This is a genomic window from Comamonas sp. F1-6 (assembly GCF_039581415.1).
GTDB classification, from domain to species: Bacteria; Pseudomonadota; Gammaproteobacteria; order Burkholderiales; family Burkholderiaceae_C; genus Comamonas; species Comamonas thiooxydans.
Genome location: NZ_JBCPWN010000019.1, coordinates 47,372 through 67,393 on the forward strand (window position 1 = coordinate 47,372; position 20,022 = coordinate 67,393).

Consider the following 20,022-nt stretch of genomic DNA (forward strand, 5'->3'; position numbering starts at 1 on the left):
AAAACATGAGAACACTGCAAGCCCAGAACCAGCCCGGACCCGTTTCTGCACGGGCCTGGCGACGTCGGCTGATGGCCCTGGCGCTGCTGGCTGGCGGCGGCGCAGCCATAGGAGTCGCGCAGGCCCAGACGGCTTACCCGAGCAAGACGGTGCGCATGATTGTGGGCTTTGCGGCGGGCACGGGACCCGATGTAGTGGCACGGCTGCTGGCACAAAAGCTCTCTGAAGCCTGGGGTGGCGTGGGCGTGGTGGTGGACAACAAGCCCGGTGCCGCCGGCCTGATCGCAGCCAGCGAGGCGGCGCGTGCGCCGGCCGACGGCTACACCATCATGCTGGCCGAGACCGGCCAGCTCAGTATCGCGCCCAATACCTATCAACGGCTCGCCTACCAACCGCGCAAGGATTTTGCTCCCGTCAGCCAGGTGGTGAGTTCCGACTTCGTGCTGCTGGTCAATCCCGAAAAGATCAAGGCGCGCAATGTCAGGGACTTCGTGGCCTGGACCCGGCAGCAAAACGGCCTGTTCATGGCCACTTTCGGAGCGGGAACGCCGGGGCATTTCGGGGCTTATATGTTTGGCGATGCCGTGCAGTCCAAACCCGAGGTGGTGCACTACAAGAGCACTTCGGATGCCTTGAGCGGCATTTTCAGCGGCGATGTGCAGGGGGTGTTCGCTTCCTCCGGCATGGCGATCCCGCAGGTGCGCGCCGGCAAGCTGGTGGCCCTGGGAAGCACGGGCAGCGCGCGTGTGGAGCAACTGCCCGAGTTGCCGACCATGAAGGAGCAGGGCTTTGGCAACCTGGAGTTCAGCTCCTGGTTCGGCATCGTGGCGCCAGCCAGGACACCTGCGGAAGTGGTGAGCAAGCTCAATGCCGATCTGCTCAAGGTCCTGCAATCGGGCGACGGCAAGGCGCGGCTACAGGAGGCCGGCTTCAGAGTCACGGGCACCAGCGCGCAGCAGTTTGCCGACATCATTGCTGCCGATACCGTCAAATGGGGCAAGGCGGTGGCAGCGACGGGTTTCAAGGCAGATTGAGCGGGCCGGCGCGCGCCGCGGCCGAGTCCGGTTGGCGGCACGCGAAGGCCGTTCCGCTCAGAACCTTTCCCAGGGCATCAGATAGCGCCACTGACCCTCGGGCACCTTGGCCAGCGAGACGCGGCCAAGGCGCAGCCGGCGCATGCTGACCACCGTCAGGCCGATGGCGGCGCACATCTTCTCGATCTCTTCGGGCGCAATGCCCTTGAGAGCGAAGCGCAGATGGTTTTCACTTTGCCAGCTGACATGGCAGGGGGGCATGCGGCGATGGCCGTTGCCGCCGGGAATGGGAAGACCTTCGTACAGGATCTCCAGGCCATCTTCAATGATCTGGCCCTCCACGCCGACGATGATTTCCTGCTCCAGCCACATGCCTTCCTCGGTCAGCTTGCGTGCCACGCGCTTGTCCTGCGTGTAGACGATGAGGCCGCTGGCAGGCAGGGGAATCGTCAGAAACGACTCCAGATTCCTGAAGTGATGATCCAGCACCAGCTGGGGCATGGGTGTGTCCAGCTTGGCCTTGGTGTCCTCGCTCAGCAGCGAGTGCGCGCTGCGCACGCGGCCATAGGCCGGGCCCTGGGTCATGCCCGCAGGCTTGTTCATCAGGATGGTGACGGGTGGAATGGCTTCAGGCTTGGCATCCTTGCGCAGGATCACTACCTGATCGGGGCGCACGCGGGTTTCGGGCACTTGCACCACTTTGCCGTCCACCTGGACATTGCCCGCGACGATATGGAGCTCGGCTTCGCGGCGCGAGCATTGTTCTTGCTCCGCCACGCGTTTGGCCAGGCGGATGCTTTCTTGTTCAGGCAGGGATTCAGACATGGCGAGAGCTTAATGCTCCGGCCATGTCCTAGTTGTCCACAGGTCTAGCGCGGCGGTCGCTGGGCGCTATCTGCCAAGGCAGAGCTTCTGAATGCGCTCCACATGCGCCAGCAGCGATTGCTGGGCCACGGGCCACAGGGCTTGAGGTGTGTCGGCGTAGGCAATCGCCACCCAGTCCTGAATGCTGCCGTCGGGCTTGGTGCGCATGGCCTGATGTACCTTGGCCTCGCGTGCCAGGCGGTGGGCCTTGAGGCGGGTGATCTGATGTCGCGCAAAGCCCAGCACATAGCCATGGGCGGGCAGGATGTAGCGAATGTCGTGCTCCAGGCACATGGAGTGGAGCCTGTCCAGCGAATCGAGGTAATCGATCATATTGCCGTCCGGCGGGCTGATGACGGTGGTGCTGCCATTGAGGATGTGATCGCCGCTGAATAGCAGCGCGTCCTCCTCCAGCAGAAAGCACAGGTGGTTGGCTGCGTGGCCGGGCGTGAAGATGGCTTGCAGCGTATGCGTGATCTCGCCTTCTGCCCCTTGTCCGGTAAGCGTGATGCGCTCTCCGTCCCGTAGCGTCACCTCGGGTCTGAAGCGACTGTTGGCGCGCGCTGTGGGTGCCGACGGCAGGCCCATGATGGGAGGCCTGGCATGGCCGGAGAGCAGGACCATGGCCTGCAGCGGCGCGGCGCCCGGCGAGTGATCGGGGTGGGAATGGGTGCAGACGATGTAGCGGATATCGCCGCCGGCGGCATCGTGCAGGCGCTGCAGATGTTCGGCATCGTCCGGGCCGGGGTCGATGGCGATATAGCCGCTATGCGCATCGCCGACCAGATAGCTGTTGGTGCCGGGGCCGGTCATCATGCCGGAGTTGGGGGCCGTCAGGCGCAGCAGGTTCTTGCGCAGCGGCACGGCTTTTTCAGGCTGCCAGTCCAGATGGTGAATGCCGTGGCCGTCGGGCAGCACCATTTCCAGTTCGCCATAGGCCATATCGGTTTCGGTATGGCGTGTGTCTTTGCCTTTCAGGTGGCCGCCACGGGGGCAGGCCTGCCACAGCGGCTTCTCGCCTAGCAGGGCATTGATCACGGCCTGGGTATCGGGCTGGTGAGCGATGCGCTGCAATGTACGCTGGGTGGGAAAGAGGATGAACAGCTTTTTCTCTTCAAAGCGCGCAATCGCATCCTGCGGAGAAATCCAGGTGGGCTCGAACTGCTCGGTTTCGTCGGCCACCGCCGTCTGGCCTTCGGGCATGCGGGCTACAAAGAACGGCACGTTAAAGCGCTTGGGCAGGTCCAGTGGTGCGGTCCAGTGGGCCAGATACCAGAGCTGGTCCACGGCCAGCGTCCAGCCGCGCGCGCGGCATTGCTCATACAGCGATGCCTTGCGGTCCAGTTGCTGAACCTGGGCCGGTGGAACGGGTTGGCCGGCCTGGTCATAGGCCAGCAGGATGCCCAGCTCCTCAAAAGTCTCGCGAATGCCTGCCAGAGCCTGGGTAATGCGTTCATGTCCCGCCTCGGCGATCATGCTGGGGCGCACGCGCGCCAGCGCATGACTGGCTGGGGCTGCATCTTCATCTTCCTGGCCGCCGCCGGGGAAAACATAGGCATTGGCAAAGATGCCTTGATCTGCACGCCTTGTCATCAGCACTTCAAAACCATTGCCATCGGCGCAGTCGCGCAGCAACAAAAGCGTGGAAGCATCGCGCGCGGGAACTGGCGCGCGCTGGGGCTGAAGCAACTGGCTGGGGCGGGGCTGGCTGGGTGATGTCATGAGGTCACATTATGCGAAGTCGCCGCGTTCGTGAATGTCACACCTGGACTAGTTGTGCACTCCTGCTGCGCGAATCGGGGAAAGCACTGAGAGCAAACGGCCGAGGATGTCTTGCATTTAGTTATTTGAAATAACAATAATGATGCAAAAGGAATGGTTATGACTCATAAAGAAATTGCAGTTGAGTTCCGTGGCGAAGCCGAACAGGTTGCCGTCATTCGCCTGATGCGTGCCGCCAAGCGCAACGCCTTGTCCGATGGGCTGGTGCTGGGTCTGCGCGATGTATTCATGAATCTGCCCGCCAGCGTGCGCGCTGCAGTGGTGGATGGCGATGGACCGCATTTCTGCGCCGGCCTGGATCTGAGCGAGCTCAGCGAACGCGATGCGGCCCAGGGCGTTCTGCACTCACGCATGTGGCATGAGGCGCTGCGCCAGGTGCAGTTCGGCGCGGTGCCCGTGGTCGCCGCCCTGCATGGTGCCGTGGTGGGGGGCGGCCTGGAGCTGGCCAGCGCCTGCCATATCCGTGTGGCCGACAGCAGTACTTTCTATGCCTTGCCCGAAGGTTCGCGCGGCATTTTCGTCGGCGGTGGCGGCTCGGTGCGCATCCCGCGCCTGATCGGAGCCGCACGCATGGCCGACATGATGTTCACGGGCCGTGTGTACAAGGCCGAAGAGGGTGAGCGCATTGGTCTGTCGCAATATCTGGTGCCCGAAGGACATGCATTGGACAAGGCCGTGGAGCTGGCGCTGCGCATTGCCGAAAACGCCCCCATGACCAATTACGCCCTGATGCACGCGTTGCCCAGGATTGCCGATCAGCCCGCCGATCAGGGGCTGATGACAGAAGCTCTGATGGCTGCCGTGGCGCAGAGCGCGCCAGAAGCCAAGTTCCGTTTGCAGGAATTTCTGTCCGGGCGGGCCGCCAAGGTCAGCAAGGACTGAAAGCACTCTCAAAAAACAACGCTGTGGAGACAAAGACAATGCAGGAGACAAACACAGCCATGCAGGCCCTCGGCCAGGTGGTAGAGGGGGGCAGGCCCCGCTACCGTGAGCTGGAGTTCGGCGTGCGCAGCATCCAGGTCAGGGAGGCAGGCGACGGCACTTTCTACGTGCGCTCCGACCGGGAGCTGGCAGAGCACGCAGCACGCATGACTGACAGGCTGGTGCACTGGGCGCAGACCACGCCGCAGCAGACCTTCATTGCCCAGCGGCAACGACTGGCCGACGGCAGCACCGGTGATTGGCAACGCATCGACTATGCCCAGACGCTGGCAGCGGCGCGCTGCATTGCGCAGTCCTTGCTGGACAGAAAGCTCTCGGCAGAGCGTCCCGTCATCATCCTCAGCGAGAACGATCTCGACCATGCCATGCTGGCCATGGGTTGCCTGTATGCAGGCGTGCCCTATTGCTCGGTTTCCACGGCCTATTCACTGGTCAGCACCGATTACGCCAAGCTGCGCCATGTGGTCGATACGCTCACGCCAGGCCTGATCTTTGCTGCCGATGCGGCGCGTTATGACAAGGCGGTACGCGCCGTGCTGCCCGAGGGCTGTGAGGTGGTTTACCGCAAGCCGGCCGTCGATGCCCGGACCTGCACCTTGTTTGCCGACCTGCTGGCAACCGAGCCTACAGCTGCGGTGGATGCCGCCATGCAGGCCACCGGGCCCGACACCATCACCAAGTTCCTGTTCACCTCGGGATCGACCAAGCTGCCCAAGGCCGTGATCAACACCCATGGAATGTGGTGCGCCAACCAGCAGCAGATTGCCCAGACCATGCCCGATATGGTCAAAGGCCCGCCCGTGCTGGTGGACTGGCTGCCCTGGAATCACACTTTCGGAGGCAACAAGAACATCGGCCTCGCGCTCTATCACGGCGGCACTGTCTATATCGACGAGGGCAAGCCTACGGCGGCGGGCATTGCCGAGACGCTGCGCAATCTGCGCGACATCTCTCCCACCGTTTACTTCAACGTACCCACGGGCTTCGAATACATCGCCCGTGCCATGGAGAGCGATGCGCAGTTGCGCAGCAGCCTGCTCAAGCGCGTCAAGATGTTCTTCTACGCCGGAGCCTCTCTGGCGCAGCCCGTCTGGGATAGTCTGCACCGCACGCAGGAGGCCGAGTGCGGCGAGCGCATCGTGATGGGCACGGGCCTGGGCATGACCGAGTCCTCGCCCTCGGCCCTGTTCATCAACCGTCCCGATGTGCGCTCGGGAGACCTGGGCGTGCCCGTGCCGGGTCTGGAGCTCAAGCTGGCGCCTGTGGATGGCAAGCTGGAGGTGCGCTACCGCGGACCGAACGTCACGCCCGGCTACTGGCGCGCACCCGAAGCCACGGCAGAGGCGTTTGACGAGGACGGATTTTTCCGCTCCGGAGACGCCGTGCAGTGGCGCGACCCGCAGGATCGCAACCAGGGTCTGCGCTTTGACGGCCGCATTGCCGAAGACTTCAAGCTGGCCACGGGCACATTCGTCAACGTGGGGCCGCTGCGGGCCAGGATCATCCATGCCGGCGCGCCCTATATCCAGGATGTGGTGCTGACCGGCCTGGATCGCAAGGAGGTCGGCGCCATCATTTTCGGGACCCCGGCCTGTGCGGCCTTAAGCGGCCTGGACGCGGGGGCGACGCTGGAGCAGATCATGCACAGCCAACCCGTGCAGCAGCATCTGCAGATGGTTCTGAACCAGCTGGCGCAGACGGCCACCGGCAGTGCCACTCGCATTGCGCGGGCAGTGGCGGCGATCAGGGCGCCCTCGCTGGACCTGGGCGAAGTCACGGACAAGGGCTCCATCAACCAGCGTGCCGTGCTCCAGCATCGCGCCGATGTGGTGGCAGGCCTGTACGACGAAACGCTGGCCCTGATCCTGAAGCCCAGTCTCTGAGCCAGAACAGGCTTGAGCCCAATGACAGAAAGCGCAAGCAGCTTTTAAAAGGATAGTGATATGCAAGTTCAGGATCAGATTGCCATCGTCACCGGCGGTGCCTCGGGCCTAGGCGAAGCCACGGCGCGTGCGCTGGCTGCCGCAGGCGCCAGGGTTGCTGTGCTGGATCGTCAGCTCGACAAGGCCAAGGTGGTGGCTGCCGAGATCGGCGGACTGGCGCTGGAGAGCGACATCTGCGATGCGGCCAGCGTCACGGCCGCGCTGGATGCCGTTCGCGAGCAATGGGGCGGCGATGCGCGCATTCTCATGAATGTGGCCGGCATCGGCACGGCCAAGCGCGTGATCGGCCGCGATGGCGAGCCCGCACCGCTGGAAGACTTTGAGCGAGTGATTCGCGTCAACCTTGTCGGCAGCTACAACATGACGCGGCTGTTTGCCGCACGCTGCGCCAAGCTGGCGGCGCTGGAGGATGGCGCGCGCGGCGTGATTCTCTACACCGCCTCGGTGGCTGCCTTTGACGGCCAGGTGGGACAGCAGGCTTACAGCGCATCCAAGGGCGGCCTGGTCGGCATGACGCTGCCCATGGCGCGTGATCTGGCCCAGCACGGCATTCGTGTCTGCACCGTGGCGCCAGGCCTGTTCGCCACGCCGTTGATGAAGGAGCTGCCCGAGCCTGTGCAGCAGTCGCTGGCGGCATCCATTCCCTTTCCTTCGCGCCTGGGCAAGCCTTCGGAGTTTGCCGATCTGGCCGTGCATATCGTGCACAACGATCATCTCAATGGCGAGGTGATTCGTCTGGATGGTGCGCTGCGCATGGCTCCGCGCTGAGGCAGGGCGGGCTGGCGACAGCCCGCTGGTTTGCTATCGAGACGTGTATTGATTCCACAGGACCGAAGAGTCCGTATTTCAAGCAGGAGACAAGTCATGCAAGGTCGTCGCAATTTCGTCAAAGGCCTGGGCGCTGGTGCAGCGCTGGCCGCATTCGGTGGTATCAGCCGCAGCGCCTATGCCCAGGGCGGTGGCCCGCTGGAGCAGGTGCGCATTCTTTATGGCTTTCCCGCAGGCAGTGCCGGTGACTCGGTGGCGCGCCGTGTGGCCGAAAAAATGGGCGGCAGCAGCTACTCCAAGAACATGGGCGTGGTGGAAAACAAGCCCGGAGCCGGTGGCCGCATCGCGCTGGAGAATCTGCGCAACTCCGTAGGGGATGGCTCGGTGATTGCACTGTCCCAGGTCTCGGCCTTCTCCATCTACCCGCACATCTACAGCAAGCTGAGCTATCAGGCCAAGGATTTCGAGCCGATTTCGATTGGAGCCATCATGCACCACGGGCTGGCTGTCGGCCCCGCCGTGCCGGCCGAGGTGACGACGCTCAAGGACTTCCTGGCCTGGTGCAAGAACAATCCCGACAAGGCCAGCTTCGGCAGCCCCGGTGCCGGCAGTCAGCCGCATCTGCTGGGGGCGCTGCTGAGTCTGCGCTCCGGCGTGAGGCTCAGCCATGCGCCATATCGCGGCATGGCACCCGGCGTCTCGGACGTCGTGGGCGGTCAGATCGCGGCCATCATGGGCACGTGCGGCGACTATCTGAGCTATTACAAGGCCGGCAAGCTGCGCGTGCTGGCCACCAGCGGCCCGCAGCGCAACCCCTATCTGCCCAATGTGCCCACCTTTGCCGAGCAGGGCTTTGCCGATCTGACGGCCGAAGAGTGGTTTGGCTTCTATGCCAATGCCAAGACGCCCGCCGATGTGCGTGCACGCGCCCATGCGGCCATCACGGCAGCGCTCAAGAGCGACGCGCTCAAGGAAAGCGTGGGTGTGGTCGGCCTGATTGCCACCAGTTCCACGCCTGAGGAGATGGCCCGTTCGCAGCAGTCCGAATTTGAGCGATGGGGACCGCTGGTCAAGCAGATTGGCTTTACTGCGGATACTTGAGACCCCCTGAACGGCTGCGCCGTTCCCCCTGAGGGGGACGGCGCCATCGCCGCGAGGCGGCTCTTGCTGGGCGCCTCTGACTATAGGGTTGCGCTTCTTGCATAGCCCGCGTTTTGGTTGAGTTTTTGCTGCAAACGCAGCCGGTTTTGTATGTCCTATTTGCCCCTCAGTGCCGATAACGCGTTTCTTCTATTTGATGTGCTCAAGGCCGATGAGCAATTGCAGCGCCTGCCGGCGCATGCGGCAACGGACCGGGGGCTGATGCAGCAGGTGCTGGAGGAGGCCGGCAAATGGGTGGGCGAGGTGGTGGCGCCGCTGTCGCGCGAAGGCGATGAGGTCGGCGTGCAGTTTGCAGCGGGCAAGGTCACCACGCCGCCTGGATTTGCCCAGGCATATCAGGACTTCTGGCGGGCCGGCTGGCCTGCACTGGCCTGTGCCGAGGAGGATGGCGGCCAGGGGCTGCCCTGGGTGCTGGAAGGCGTGCTGTACGAATGGCTGAGTGCCGCCAACCATGGCTGGACCATGGCGCCGGGCCTGCTGCATGGTGCTTATGAGTGCCTCAAGCACCATGGCAGCGATGCGCTCAAGGCCGCCTATCTGCCCAAGGTGGCCAGCGGTGAATGGCTGGCGACCATGTGTCTGACGGAGGCCCATGCGGGCAGCGACCTGGGGCAGGTGCGCACGCAAGCCGTGCCGGTTGGCGAATCCGAGCTGGGCGAGTGCTTCGAGATCAGCGGCCGCAAGATTTTCATTTCGGGCGGCGAGCATGATCTGACCGATAACATCGTGCATCTGGTGCTGGCGCGGCTGCCCGGGGCCCCGGCAGGGCCCAAGGGCTTGTCGCTGTTTCTTGTGCCCAAGGTTTTGCCCGATGGTGAATGCAACCACGTGGTCTGCGAGCGTATCGAGGAAAAAATGGGACTGCATGGCAGCCCTACCTGCGTGATGCGCTTTGATGGGGCTGCAGGCTGGTTGATAGGCCAGCCCGGAGCGGGTCTGAACGCCATGTTTGTCATGATGAATGCCGCGCGCCTGCATGTGGCGCTGCAGGGCATTGGGCTGCTGGACGCGGCATGGCAGAAGGCCCATGCCTATGCGCTGGAGCGCCGCCAGATGCGAGCGCCAGGGGCGGTGCCGGCCTCGCGTGGGGCAGGCGATGCAGCAGATCTGATCATCGAGCATCCGGCCATTCGCCGCACGCTCGATCTGCAGCGTGCCTGGGTGGATGGGGGGCGTGTGTTGGCCTACCAGACCGGTATCTATCTCGATGTGGCGCGACATGACGAAAGCGCTCGTGAGCGCGAGCAGGCCCAGCAGTGGTGCAGCCTGATCACGCCCGTGCTCAAGGCCGCCTGGACCCAGCAGGCGTTCGAGGGCTCCAGCGCCTGCCTGCAGGTATTCGGCGGCCATGGCTACATCCGCGAGTGGGGCATAGAGCAGATCGTGCGTGATTCGCGCGTGGCCATGATTTACGAAGGCACGAATGAAATTCAGGCCATCGATCTGCTGGTGCGCAAGGTGCTGCCGGACGGTGGTCAGGCCATGGGGCAATGGCTGCTGACTTTGCGCAACAGCCTGGATGCAGGTCGGGCGCTGGATGCAGAAGTGCTGCGCTGCCTGGCCCAGCTGCGCTACTTCACCACGGTGCTGGCGCAGGCCTGCAAGGAAGATGACACCCTGGCCTGGCGCGTGGCCGACGACTATCTGCGCTGCGTGGCCGTGGTGCTGCTGGGCTGGGCGTGGGCACGTGTTGCTGCCACAGCGGGGGGCGATAGTGAGCGGTGGCGAGGCCCCTGCAAGCAGGTGCAGCAGCGCATATTGCCCGAAATGGACTGGCGTCTGACTCTGATGAAGGCGCAGTGGGCGCAGGCTTCCGTCGTACACGGCAACCAGCTGTTCACCTCCGCGCATTGATCAAAATGGCTGCAAGATGCGAGCAATACCGGCACAATTGCGGTCTTTTCATCGTGCTCCTGGATTGCTCTTTTGCCTTCGAAGTTGACATCGCCAATGCTCGCTCACAAGACTGCTGAACCAGACTCCAAACCTGTACGCTCTTTGCGCGGCACGCGCTCCAGAGAGGCTGGCTTGGATCTCCCTGGCTCGGGGCAGGAGCCCAGGGACAGTGCCGAGGTTTTTGCCGTCGATCAGGTCGATGCCAGCTTTCTGGAGTCCCTGCTGGGCTACAACGCCAGGCGCGCCTCGCTGGCTCTGGTGGGTGTTTTCATGCGCTGCATGGAGCGTTTTGACCTCAAGATCGTCGAGTTCTCCGTGCTGTCTCTGGTGGGCAGCAATCCGGGTATCACCTCGCGCCAGCTCTGTCAGCAACTGGCCGTGCTGCCACCGAATATGGTGGGCATGATCGATGCGCTGGGCAAACGCGGCTTTCTGGAACGGCGTCCGCACCCGCGAGACGGCCGCGCCACGGGTCTGTACCTGACCGGGGCAGGGCGCGAACTGGTGGATACGGCCGAGCCCGAGCTCAAGAGCAGCGAGACCCGTGCCATCGGGCATCTGAGTGCTGCCGAGCAGGTGCAGCTCATGGAGTTGTTGCAAAAGCTGTATCGCTGATCCCATGGCATGGCGCAGATCCTGCGCCCGGCGCGATAATGTGCGGCATCATGCAGATTCGCTTTACCAAGATGCAAGGTGCGGGCAACGACTTTGTCGTGCTCGACGAAACCCAGGCTCGCCTGGGCTTGAGCACCGCCCAGTACCGCTACCTGGCCAATCGTCACTTTGGCGTGGGCGCCGACCAGATCCTGACGGTGCGCCCGGCACCCGCAGAGGGCGTGGACTTTGAATATGTAATCCACAACGCCGACGGTGGCGAGGTCGAGCAGTGCGGAAATGGCGCACGCTGTTTTGCGCGCTATGTGCATGACAAGGGTCTGACCGACAAGAGCGTGATCCGCGTACAGACCCTCTCGGGCGTCATCGCCCCCGAAATTCATGGCAATGGCCGCGTCACGGTCGATATGGGGGCGCCTCAGCTGGATCCGGCCAAGGTGCCGTTCACGACCGACGGCCTGCAGGCCGAGACTCTGGGTTCGACGCAAAAATGGCCTCTGACGCTTGATACGCCTTTGCAGCCGGCTACAGTCTGGATAGCAGCCGTTTCCATGGGCAATCCGCATGCGGTGCAGCTGGTGGAGGATGTGAATGCCGCTTTGGTGGAGTTGCATGGCCCGCTGATCGAGAACCATGCCCGTTTTCCTCAGCGTGTGAACGCCGGCTTCATGCAGATCCTCAACCGCGGTGAGGTCCGCTTGCGTGTCTATGAACGTGGTGCCGGCGAGACCCTGGCCTGCGGTACGGGGGCTTGTGCCGCCGTGGTGGCCGGCATTGGCTGGGGCCTGCTCGACCAGCGCGTCGATGTGCATACCCGCGGCGGTCTGCTGACCATTGAATGGACTGGCGGTGCGCACGATCGCGTGCGCATGACCGGCCCTGCCGAATTTGTTTTTGAAGGCCAGATCGACATACCTGATACCTTATGAACAGCTTGACCGATACCGCCATGACCGAAGAGTCGATTGCCGACTACCTCCAGGAAAACCCCGATTTCTTCGAGCGCCATGCCGAGATGCTGACAGGCGTGCGTTTGATCAGCGGCCATGGCCCACGTGCCGTCAGCCTGCAGGAACGTCAGGCCGAGATGCTGCGCGAAAAGATCAAGGGTCTGGAGCATCGCATAATGGACATGGTGCGCCATGGCAGCGAGAACGCTTCCATCGCCAACAAGATTCATCAGTGGACCCACGCCCTGGTCAGGGTGCAGGACCTGCGTGAGCTGCCTCATGCGCTCACCGCCAGCCTGCAGCACACGTTTGATGTCCCCCAGGTCGCACTGCGTCTGTGGAATGTGGCGGGTGCGCACAGCGGCACCGTCTACACCATGGGAGTGAGCGATGATGCCAAGGCCTTTGCTTCGTCGCTGACCATGCCGTTCTGCGGCCCCAATATGGGCTTCGAACCCGTGACCTGGCTGCCCAACCCCAATGCGGTGCAGTCGGTCGCGCTGCTGACCCTGCATGACGGTGCCATGGACAGCACTTCCAACGCCTTTGGCATGCTGGTGCTGGGATCGCCCGACCCGCTGCGCTTCGATGCCACCATGGGTCTTGAATTCCTTTCACGCATCTCCGAGCTGGCCAGTGCCTCGCTCTCGCGCATGCGCGCTCCTGCGCTGACGCTGGCGCACGGCTGAGGCTGCAAAAGGGGGTAGATACCGATGCAAGAGCGCGAGCAGCCCTCTTTTGAGGAGCAGTACGCGCAGCTTCCGGAAGTTGTCCACAGCTATCTGGAGCATGTGCGTGTGCAAAAGCGCCTGGCCGAGCGCACGCATACGCTGTATGCGCTGGACCTGATAAAGCTGCAGAGCTTTGCACAGGCGGCAGCTCAGGAGCTTTTGACACTGCAACCCTCGCATATTCGCCGCTTTGCTGCGCAAATGCATGGCGCCGGCCGCAGTGCACGCGGTATCGCACTGATTCTTTCGGGCTGGCGCAGCTTTTTCCGCTGGGCGGCCCAGCGGGAGCTGGTGCCTTTCAACCCCGTGGAGGGCGTGCGCGGCCCCAAAGCTGCCAAGCCTCTTCCCAAGGCTCTGGCTGTGGACGATGCCGTGCAACTGGCCAGTTTTCAGAACCCCGAAGCTGATCCATGGATGGAGGCGCGTGACGTCGCCATGACCGAGCTGCTCTACAGCTGTGGCCTGCGTGTGGCCGAACTGGCGGGGCTGGATCTACGGCCCGACCAGCAGAGCCGGCATGAAGGCAGGGGCTGGATTGATCTAGAGGCGGGTGACGCCCATGTTCAGGGCAAGGGCAGCAAGCGCCGCATTGTGCCCGTGGGGCGCATGGCGATCGAGGCCTTGCAGCGCTGGCTGGCGCTGCGCAGCAGCGCGCTGGTCGGGACCGCACAGCTCAAGGCACAGGATGAAGCGGCCTTGTTCGTCGGCCGCCGGGGCGAGCGGCTCAGCGCCCAGTCGGTCTGGTCACGACTCAAGCAGCGAGGCCAGCAGGCGGGGCTTGCGACTGGCGTGCACCCGCATGTGCTGCGTCACTCCTTTGCCAGTCATATGCTGCAGTCCAGTGGCGATCTGCGTGCCGTGCAGGAGCTGCTCGGGCATTCCAGCATTGCCACCACGCAGATATATACGCGGCTGGATTTCCAGCATCTGGCCCAGGCTTATGAAAAAGCCCACCCGCGTGCGCAGCGCAGCAGCGTCGGAGAGACGCCCGCTCCATTGCGCGTGCCGGACGACGAAGAGCAAAACTGAAGAGTCCTGATTTGATAGCTTGAAGTGATTGTTGAGTATGTGATGGAGGTGATTTTTTGCTGAAATTTCTGCCATCCCTGCTGCCCATGCGCGCTTGAAAGCACCGCTACACTCCCCAGCTGTTATCACCGGAGCGCGCATAGGGATGCGCCGCCCGTGTTTTTTGGACAGCCGCATGTGGCGGCTGGCCGCAGCAAGAGGTTTCAACGCATGGCTCTCATTCCTGTCACCATCCTCACGGGCTTTCTGGGCTCGGGCAAGACCACGCTGCTCAAGCGCGTGCTGCACGAATCCCACGGCATGAAGATTGCCGTGATCGAGAACGAGTTCGGCGAGGAGAACATCGACACCGACATTCTCAAGACCGAATCCAAAGAACAGATCCTGCAGATGAGCAACGGCTGCATCTGCTGCACCATCCGTGAAGACCTGCGTGAGGCTTTGCAGTTGCTGGCCGCCAAGCGCCGCAAGGGGCAGGTGGACTTCGACCGCATCGTGATCGAGACCACCGGCCTGGCCGATCCCGGTCCCGTGGCCCAGACCTTCTTCATGGATGACGAGATCGCCGAGACCTATCTGATCGACTCCATCATCACTCTGGTGGATGCCAAGCATGCCAATCAGCAACTCGACGATCGCCAGGAAGCGCGCCGTCAGGTGGGCTTTGCCGACCAGATGTTCCTGTCCAAGACCGATCTGGTGACGGATGCGGAAAAGGAGGCGCTGATCCATCGCCTCAAGCACATGAACCCGCGCGCGCCCATCCGTGCCGTTCATTTTGGCGATGTGCCCCTGAGCGAAGTGTTCGACCTGCGTGGCTTCAACCTGAACGCCAAGCTGGACATCGACCCTGATTTCCTCAAGGAAGATGATCACGACCACGATCATCACGACCACAGCGCTTGCGACCATGACCATGGCCAATGCGAACACGATCATGAACACCAGCACGACGAGCATTGCGGCCACGACCACCATGACCACGAGCATGGCGAGCACTGCAATCACCCGCATCACCATCATCACGACGATGACGTGAAGAGCTTTGTCTACCGCGCCGATCGCGCGTTCGACCCGGCCAAGCTGGAAGACTTCCTGGGCGCCATCGTCAATATCTACGGCCCCAAGATGCTGCGCTACAAGGGCGTGCTCGACATGAAGGGCACCAGCCGCAAGGTCATCTTCCAGGGCGTGCACCAGCTCATGGGCAGCGATCTGGGCCCCGAGTGGGAAGCCGATGAAAAGCGAGTCAGCAAAATGGTCTTCATCGGCATCGACCTGCCGCAGGACATTCTTCGCCAGGGACTGGATCAATGTTTGGTGTAAACCCTGGGTTTGGGGGCTGTTTCGGCGAAAGCTAACGGTTTGCTGACAATGACTGACGGCCTGCCAAGCAGGCCGTTTTGTTTGTCTGTTATTTCTCGCAAACTGACCGAAACAGGCGCAGGCTTTGTTGCAAATTGTGGGGTATGTGCAACGGAGCCGGGCTGGGGGGACTGGCGTGGCTACAATGCCGGCCCTAAAGAGGGTGTTGGAGCAATCCGGCCCTGCAAGGGCTCTGTACTGTAAGGAGACAGGACGTGACCGCTGTGAAAAGTAATCTGCCCAAGGCTGCAGCCAAAGCTGCGGCAGCGGCTGTGCACCCCCGCAGCGTCGAGACCTCTTTGGTGGACGCCGCGTTGAACAACCCAGTGCTGGTACCTGCAGCAGCGGGAGAATCTTCCAAATCGTCCAGATCCAAGCGTTCTGCATCGCCTCCAGCGCGGCAGCCTGAAACAGATGTTACGTCCTTGGCAGCTTCGGCAGTCAAGGCTGCGGCAACCATGAGAGATACGAAAGCAATGACCAACACAAAGCAAGCTGTGCCCAAGAAAGATCCCAAGCTGGCCAACGCCTGGAAGACCAAGTCGGTAGAGGAGCTGACCGATGCTGAAGTGCTGGCCATGTCTGATGACGATTACATGAACGACGCCCAGTTGGCCTACTTCCGTCGCAAGCTGGTCGCGCTCAAGAACGATATGCATGTGAACGCGGGTGAGACTGCGGAAAACCTGCGTGAAGACACCGTCGTGGTGCCCGATCCTGCCGATCGTGCCACCATTGAGGAAGAGCACGCTCTCGAGTTGCGCACCCGTGACCGCGAGCGCAAGCTGCTCAAGAAGATCGACCAGTCCATTGCCCGCATCGATGCCGGCGACTACGGCTACTGCGACGAAACCGGCGAGCCCATCGGAGTGGGACGGCTGCTGGCTCGCCCCACGGCTACACTGTCGCTGGAAGCCCAGCAGCGCCGTGAACTCAAGCAGAAGATGTACGGCGATTGATCTGCGTCAGGCGTTGGCGGGGCTGCAGGCAGCAAAGTAGAGGACCATGGTGAAAGAAGAAAACAAGTCGGGAGGGTTGCTGTCCAAGGTGGTGCGTTTCGTGCGCCACCCGACCGTGAATTGGTCCGATTTGGAAAATCTCAACCAGGAAAGCGAAGAAAGCCAGTACAGCAAGCAGGCGCTAAAGGAGATGCTGGAGCGCAAGCGCCAGAACGACTTTGTGCGAAAGCGCGAGTTTGACCAGCTGCGCAAGCTGCGTCAGGCTCAGCTGTCCAAGACGGCAGTGACTGCCAGGGCTCCGCTCGAGACGCCGACCCCACTGGCACCTTCCTCTTTTTTGCAGACTGCCCAAAGCTCCGTGCCGGGCGAGCGCGCAGAAACCATCAAGAAGATCGACGAGATCGAAGCGCAGATGGCCCAGCAATGGTGGCGCGGCAAGCTGGCCGCTGATGCCGCCACCATGCCGCTGCAACTGCCCGAGGGCGGAGGCAGCATGCCTTCGGTATTTAAAAGCCAGCCGCTTTCGATCAGCACGTTGCCGCTGCTTCAGGATGTGTTGCCAAGCGATCTGGAGCTGCCGCAATCGGGGCGGCAGGGCAATCCTGTTGCTTTGCCGGGCCTGCGTGGCGAGACAGACTTTTCACCGGCGTTTGCCACGACCGAGGTCTCCGCTCCAACCGATATCAACATGGTTCCGCCGTCCTTTGCGCGCTTCGAGCATGATGCCGCGCTGGAGGATGCTGCGATTGTCTTTGCCAGCGGTGACAGCGTCGCAGCCGAGACCAGCCTCAAGGCCTTGATTGCCGAGCGTGCTCAGGATACGCCGGCGCAGTTGCAGGTCTGGCTGGCACTGCTGGACATGTACCGCGCAGCAGGCATGCAGGCTCAGTTTGAAGACGCTGCCATGGACTTTGTGGCGCGCTTCGGTCGTTCGGCACCGCAATGGTTTGTGATGCCGCAGCAGGCGGGCAGGCTTAGCGAAACCGCGCCGGATGCCGCAGCAGTGCCGACCGGTTTTCGCTGGCAGGCTCCTGTGCATTTGGATGAGCCTGGCTTCAAGGCGCTGCTGGCCAGCAAGGCGCGCAGCGTCGGCAGCTCGGTCATGGACTGGAGCGTTCTGGAGAGCCTCGACCCCAGCGTGAAGAAGCCGCTGCTGGATGCGGCACATCGATGGGCCGACGAAAAGGGATCACTGGTTTTTGCCGGTCATGAAAGATTGCAGGCCGTGCTCAGCAAGCACACCCCTTCCGGTGATCGAGCCGTCGATCAGGACTGGTGGTATTTGCGTCTGGCCATGCAGCGCCTGATGCATCTGCAGGACGAATTTGAGCTGACGGCGCTGGACTATTGCGTGACCTACGAGCTGTCGCCACCCTCGTGGGACGATCCGGTCTGTGCGTATTCGAATGAAGGGCAGGCGCAGAACCTGCGTGCCAAGGATAGCCGGCTCTTGGGGCCGGAGACGATTCAGCCCGGCATGCTCTGGAAGGAGCATCAGCCGCGTTTTGCGCTGCAAGGCGTGATCGACGGCGATGCATTGCCCTGGCTGGCCGAGGTTCAGGAAAAGGCCAAGCTTGGCGAAGCCATCGCCATTGACTGCGCGCGCCTGGTGCGCATGGACTTTGCTGCCGCAGGCTCGGTGCTGAACTGGGCTGCGCAGATGCAGGAGCTGGGTCATGTGTTGCAGTTCAGTCAGTTGCACCAGTTGCTGGCGGTGTTCTTCAATGTTGTTGGCATTCAGGAACATGCACAGGTGATCCCAAGGAGGGACTAGCTCCCTGAGAGGCTATGCCGCCTTCCCCCAAGAGACCGCGTCTCCGGCTGGAATCGGGCCGTTTGAGGCCTTGTCCACAGCAAGCGCTGCAAATTTAATTTTTCTGGGCCTCTTGAGGTCGATCTTGTCTGTCCCCATCTGCTCCAGATGGAACAGTTTCACGGCACCACCATTTTGAGCGTGCGCCGCCAGACTCCCGAGGGCGTGCAAGTCGCCATCGGCGGTGATGGTCAGGTCACATTGGGCAATATCGTCATCAAGGGCACGGCGCGCAAGGTGCGCAAGCTCTATCACGGCAAGGTGCTGGCGGGCTTTGCGGGGGCAACCGCAGATGCCTTCACGCTGTTCGAGCGCTTCGAGGCCAAGCTGGAAAAACACCAGGGCAACCTGACCCGCGCCGCGATCGAGCTGACCAAGGAGTGGCGTACCGACCGTGTGCTGCGCAAGCTTGAAGCCATGCTGGCCGTGGCCGATGCGACGACCTCGCTCATCATTACCGGCAATGGCGACGTTCTGGAGCCCGAGCAGGGCATTGTGGCCATCGGCTCCGGCGGCGCCTATGCGCATTCCGCAGCCAAGGCCTTGCTCAACAACACCGAGCTGTCGGCCGAAGATGTGGTGCGCAAATCCCTGGCGATTGCCGGCGAGCTGTGCATCTACACCAATATGAATCACACGATCGAGACGCTGTAAGCACTCGTCTATCCGAATTGATAGCTGCTGGCGCTTTATGGATGGGCGCTAGGGGCATATTTGACTGAGAATTCACATGTCTTCTGCCATGACTCCCCAGGAGATCGTCTCCGAGCTTGACAAGCACATCGTCGGCCAGCATGGTGCCAAGCGCGCGGTGTCGATTGCATTGCGCAATCGCTGGCGCCGCCAGCAGGTGCCCGAGGGCCTGCGCCAGGAAATCACACCGAAGAACATTCTGATGATCGGCCCCACGGGCGTGGGCAAGACGGAGATTGCCCGCCGCCTGGCAAAACTCGCCGATGCTCCCTTCATCAAGGTCGAAGCAACCAAGTTCACCGAAGTGGGCTATGTGGGCAAGGATGTGGACGCCATCATCCGCGATCTGGCCGAAGTTGCCGTCAAGCAGACGCGCGAGTCGGACATGAAGAAGATGCGTGCCCGTGCCGAAGATGCTGCCGAGGAGCGCATTCTCGATGTGCTGATCCCGCAGGCCCGCACCGGCGAAGTACCCGCGGACAACACGGCGCGTCAGGTTTTCCGCAAGAAGTTGCGCGAAGGACAGCTTGACGACAAGGAGATCGAGATCGACATCGCCGAGCAGATGCCTCAGGTGCAGATCATGGGCCCCCAGGGCATGGAAGAGATGGCCGAGCAGCTGCGTGGCATGTTCAGCCATATGGGCCAGGAAAAGCGCAAGACGCGCAAGCTCAAGATCGCCGAGGCCCTGAAGCTGCTGACCGATGAGGAAGCGGCAAAGATGGTCAATGAGGAAGACGTCAAGACCCGCGCCATTGCCAATGCCGAGCAAAACGGCATTGTCTTCATCGACGAAATCGACAAGGTGGCGACGCGCCAGGAAACCAGTGGCTCCGATGTATCGCGTCAGGGTGTGCAGCGCGACTTGCTGCCCTTGGTCGAAGGTACCAGCGTCTCGACCAAGTACGGTGTGGTCAAGACAGACCACATTCTGTTCATCGCCTCGGGTGCTTTCCACCTGTCCAAGCCCAGCGATCTGATTCCCGAGCTGCAGGGGCGCTTTCCCATTCGCGTGGAACTGGAATCTCTGTCGGTACAGGACTTCGAGGCGATTCTGATGCAGACTCACGCCTCCCTGGTCAAGCAATATCAGGCGCTGCTGGCGACCGAAGGCGTGACTCTGGAGTTCAAGCCCGAGGGCATCACGCGTCTGGCAACGATTGCCTTTGACGTCAACGAGAGTACCGAAAACATCGGTGCACGGCGTCTGTCCACAGTGATGGAGCGTCTGCTTGACGAAGTCAGCTTCGATGCGGCCAAGCTTTCGGGTCAGACCGTGGTGATCGATGCAGCCTATGTGGATCAGCGCCTGCAGGTGCTGAGCAAGGATGAGGATCTGTCGCGCTTCATTCTTTGAAGAACCGAGCGCTTGAAGCGAGCTGCCCGCCTGTGCGGGCAGTTTGCGTTTGTAGGAGAAGGTCGAGACTTAAATCAGTTCTTTCCATTGAATTGAATGGTTGCAATTGACGCCTCCTAA

General features: G+C 62.2%; 17 protein-coding genes. 15 read left to right on the forward strand and 2 right to left on the reverse strand.

The window, feature by feature from the left end; all coding sequences use genetic code 11:
• Positions 1–71 precede the first annotated feature (71 nt).
• Entirely contained in the window at positions 72–1,034 is a 963-nt protein-coding gene (locus AAIL66_RS18035; RefSeq protein WP_343497383.1) for a tripartite tricarboxylate transporter substrate binding protein, read from the forward strand.
• A 57-nt stretch (positions 1,035–1,091) separates the two neighbouring features.
• On the opposite strand, the gene AAIL66_RS18040 is transcribed toward AAIL66_RS18035, so the two are convergent.
• Together AAIL66_RS18040 and AAIL66_RS18045 are read right to left on the reverse strand one after the other, a co-directional pair.
• Positions 1,092–1,859: an RNA pseudouridine synthase gene (locus AAIL66_RS18040; RefSeq protein ID WP_034377121.1), complete on the reverse strand. Its 768-nt coding sequence runs from the start codon at positions 1,857–1,859 to the stop codon at positions 1,092–1,094.
• A gap of 66 nt (positions 1,860–1,925) precedes the next feature.
• Complete coding sequence (locus AAIL66_RS18045) at positions 1,926–3,620, reverse strand: MBL fold metallo-hydrolase (protein WP_343497362.1); 1,695 nt, start codon at positions 3,618–3,620, stop codon at positions 1,926–1,928.
• Between the two features lie 159 nt (positions 3,621–3,779).
• Between AAIL66_RS18045 and AAIL66_RS18050 the strand changes: the two genes are divergently transcribed.
• The 14 genes from AAIL66_RS18050 (at position 3,780) to hslU (ending at position 19,902) form a co-directional block, all read left to right on the forward strand.
• On the forward strand, positions 3,780–4,562 hold the full coding sequence (locus AAIL66_RS18050; protein WP_003069038.1) for a crotonase/enoyl-CoA hydratase family protein: 783 nt from the start codon (positions 3,780–3,782) through the stop codon (positions 4,560–4,562).
• Positions 4,563–4,600: 38 nt separating this feature from the next.
• Positions 4,601–6,505: a feruloyl-CoA synthase gene (locus AAIL66_RS18055; RefSeq protein ID WP_343497363.1), complete on the forward strand. Its 1,905-nt coding sequence runs from the start codon at positions 4,601–4,603 to the stop codon at positions 6,503–6,505.
• 60 nt (positions 6,506–6,565) lie between these two features.
• Positions 6,566–7,333, forward strand: a complete 768-nt coding sequence (locus tag AAIL66_RS18060; protein WP_034377115.1) for an SDR family NAD(P)-dependent oxidoreductase — start codon at positions 6,566–6,568, stop codon at positions 7,331–7,333.
• A gap of 96 nt (positions 7,334–7,429) precedes the next feature.
• Entirely contained in the window at positions 7,430–8,434 is a 1,005-nt protein-coding gene (locus tag AAIL66_RS18065; protein ID WP_343497364.1) for a Bug family tripartite tricarboxylate transporter substrate binding protein, read from the forward strand.
• A gap of 150 nt (positions 8,435–8,584) precedes the next feature.
• Positions 8,585–10,348, forward strand: coding sequence for an acyl-CoA dehydrogenase family protein (locus tag AAIL66_RS18070; protein WP_343497365.1), 1,764 nt, complete (start codon positions 8,585–8,587; stop codon positions 10,346–10,348).
• 96 nt (positions 10,349–10,444) lie between these two features.
• Positions 10,445–11,005, forward strand: a complete 561-nt coding sequence (locus tag AAIL66_RS18075) for a MarR family winged helix-turn-helix transcriptional regulator (RefSeq protein ID WP_343497366.1) — start codon at positions 10,445–10,447, stop codon at positions 11,003–11,005.
• 50 nt (positions 11,006–11,055) lie between these two features.
• Positions 11,056–11,934, forward strand: a complete 879-nt coding sequence (dapF, locus tag AAIL66_RS18080) for a diaminopimelate epimerase (protein WP_034393432.1) — start codon at positions 11,056–11,058, stop codon at positions 11,932–11,934.
• Positions 11,931–12,644: a DUF484 family protein gene (locus AAIL66_RS18085; protein ID WP_034354355.1), complete on the forward strand. Its 714-nt coding sequence runs from the start codon at positions 11,931–11,933 to the stop codon at positions 12,642–12,644. The genes dapF and AAIL66_RS18085 overlap by 4 nt, the downstream gene beginning before the upstream one ends.
• Before the next feature lie 24 nt (positions 12,645–12,668).
• Positions 12,669–13,715, forward strand: coding sequence for a tyrosine recombinase XerC (locus AAIL66_RS18090; RefSeq protein ID WP_343497367.1), 1,047 nt, complete (start codon positions 12,669–12,671; stop codon positions 13,713–13,715).
• Between the two features lie 210 nt (positions 13,716–13,925).
• Entirely contained in the window at positions 13,926–15,041 is a 1,116-nt protein-coding gene (locus AAIL66_RS18095) for a GTP-binding protein (RefSeq protein WP_034362970.1), read from the forward strand.
• A 254-nt stretch (positions 15,042–15,295) separates the two neighbouring features.
• A complete protein-coding gene (gene dksA / locus AAIL66_RS18100) occupies positions 15,296–16,039 on the forward strand; it encodes an RNA polymerase-binding protein DksA (protein ID WP_343497368.1) in 744 nt (247 codons plus the stop codon).
• Between the two features lie 46 nt (positions 16,040–16,085).
• A complete protein-coding gene (locus tag AAIL66_RS18105; RefSeq protein ID WP_343497369.1) occupies positions 16,086–17,813 on the forward strand; it encodes an STAS domain-containing protein in 1,728 nt (575 codons plus the stop codon).
• Positions 17,814–17,960: 147 nt separating this feature from the next.
• Complete coding sequence (gene hslV, locus AAIL66_RS18110) at positions 17,961–18,506, forward strand: ATP-dependent protease subunit HslV (RefSeq protein ID WP_003051248.1); 546 nt, start codon at positions 17,961–17,963, stop codon at positions 18,504–18,506.
• A 76-nt stretch (positions 18,507–18,582) separates the two neighbouring features.
• Positions 18,583–19,902, forward strand: coding sequence for an ATP-dependent protease ATPase subunit HslU (gene hslU, locus AAIL66_RS18115; RefSeq protein WP_003051251.1), 1,320 nt, complete (start codon positions 18,583–18,585; stop codon positions 19,900–19,902).
• Positions 19,903–20,022 lie beyond the last annotated feature (120 nt).

Coding starts and splice junctions, on each gene's coding strand:
- AAIL66_RS18035 (WP_343497383.1), top strand. CDS start 72: ATGGCCCTGGCGCTGCTGGCTGGCGGCGGCGCAGCCATAGGAGTCGCG.
- AAIL66_RS18040 (WP_034377121.1), bottom strand. CDS start 1,859: ATGTCTGAATCCCTGCCTGAACAAGAAAGCATCCGCCTGGCCAAACGC.
- AAIL66_RS18045 (WP_343497362.1), bottom strand. CDS start 3,620: ATGACATCACCCAGCCAGCCCCGCCCCAGCCAGTTGCTTCAGCCCCAG.
- AAIL66_RS18050 (WP_003069038.1), top strand. CDS start 3,780: ATGACTCATAAAGAAATTGCAGTTGAGTTCCGTGGCGAAGCCGAACAG.
- AAIL66_RS18055 (WP_343497363.1), top strand. CDS start 4,601: ATGCAGGAGACAAACACAGCCATGCAGGCCCTCGGCCAGGTGGTAGAG.
- AAIL66_RS18060 (WP_034377115.1), top strand. CDS start 6,566: ATGCAAGTTCAGGATCAGATTGCCATCGTCACCGGCGGTGCCTCGGGC.
- AAIL66_RS18065 (WP_343497364.1), top strand. CDS start 7,430: ATGCAAGGTCGTCGCAATTTCGTCAAAGGCCTGGGCGCTGGTGCAGCG.
- AAIL66_RS18070 (WP_343497365.1), top strand. CDS start 8,585: ATGTCCTATTTGCCCCTCAGTGCCGATAACGCGTTTCTTCTATTTGAT.
- AAIL66_RS18075 (WP_343497366.1), top strand. CDS start 10,445: ATGCTCGCTCACAAGACTGCTGAACCAGACTCCAAACCTGTACGCTCT.
- dapF (WP_034393432.1), top strand. CDS start 11,056: ATGCAGATTCGCTTTACCAAGATGCAAGGTGCGGGCAACGACTTTGTC.
- AAIL66_RS18085 (WP_034354355.1), top strand. CDS start 11,931: ATGAACAGCTTGACCGATACCGCCATGACCGAAGAGTCGATTGCCGAC.
- AAIL66_RS18090 (WP_343497367.1), top strand. CDS start 12,669: ATGCAAGAGCGCGAGCAGCCCTCTTTTGAGGAGCAGTACGCGCAGCTT.
- AAIL66_RS18095 (WP_034362970.1), top strand. CDS start 13,926: ATGGCTCTCATTCCTGTCACCATCCTCACGGGCTTTCTGGGCTCGGGC.
- AAIL66_RS18105 (WP_343497369.1), top strand. CDS start 16,086: ATGGTGAAAGAAGAAAACAAGTCGGGAGGGTTGCTGTCCAAGGTGGTG.
- hslV (WP_003051248.1), top strand. CDS start 17,961: ATGGAACAGTTTCACGGCACCACCATTTTGAGCGTGCGCCGCCAGACT.
- hslU (WP_003051251.1), top strand. CDS start 18,583: ATGTCTTCTGCCATGACTCCCCAGGAGATCGTCTCCGAGCTTGACAAG.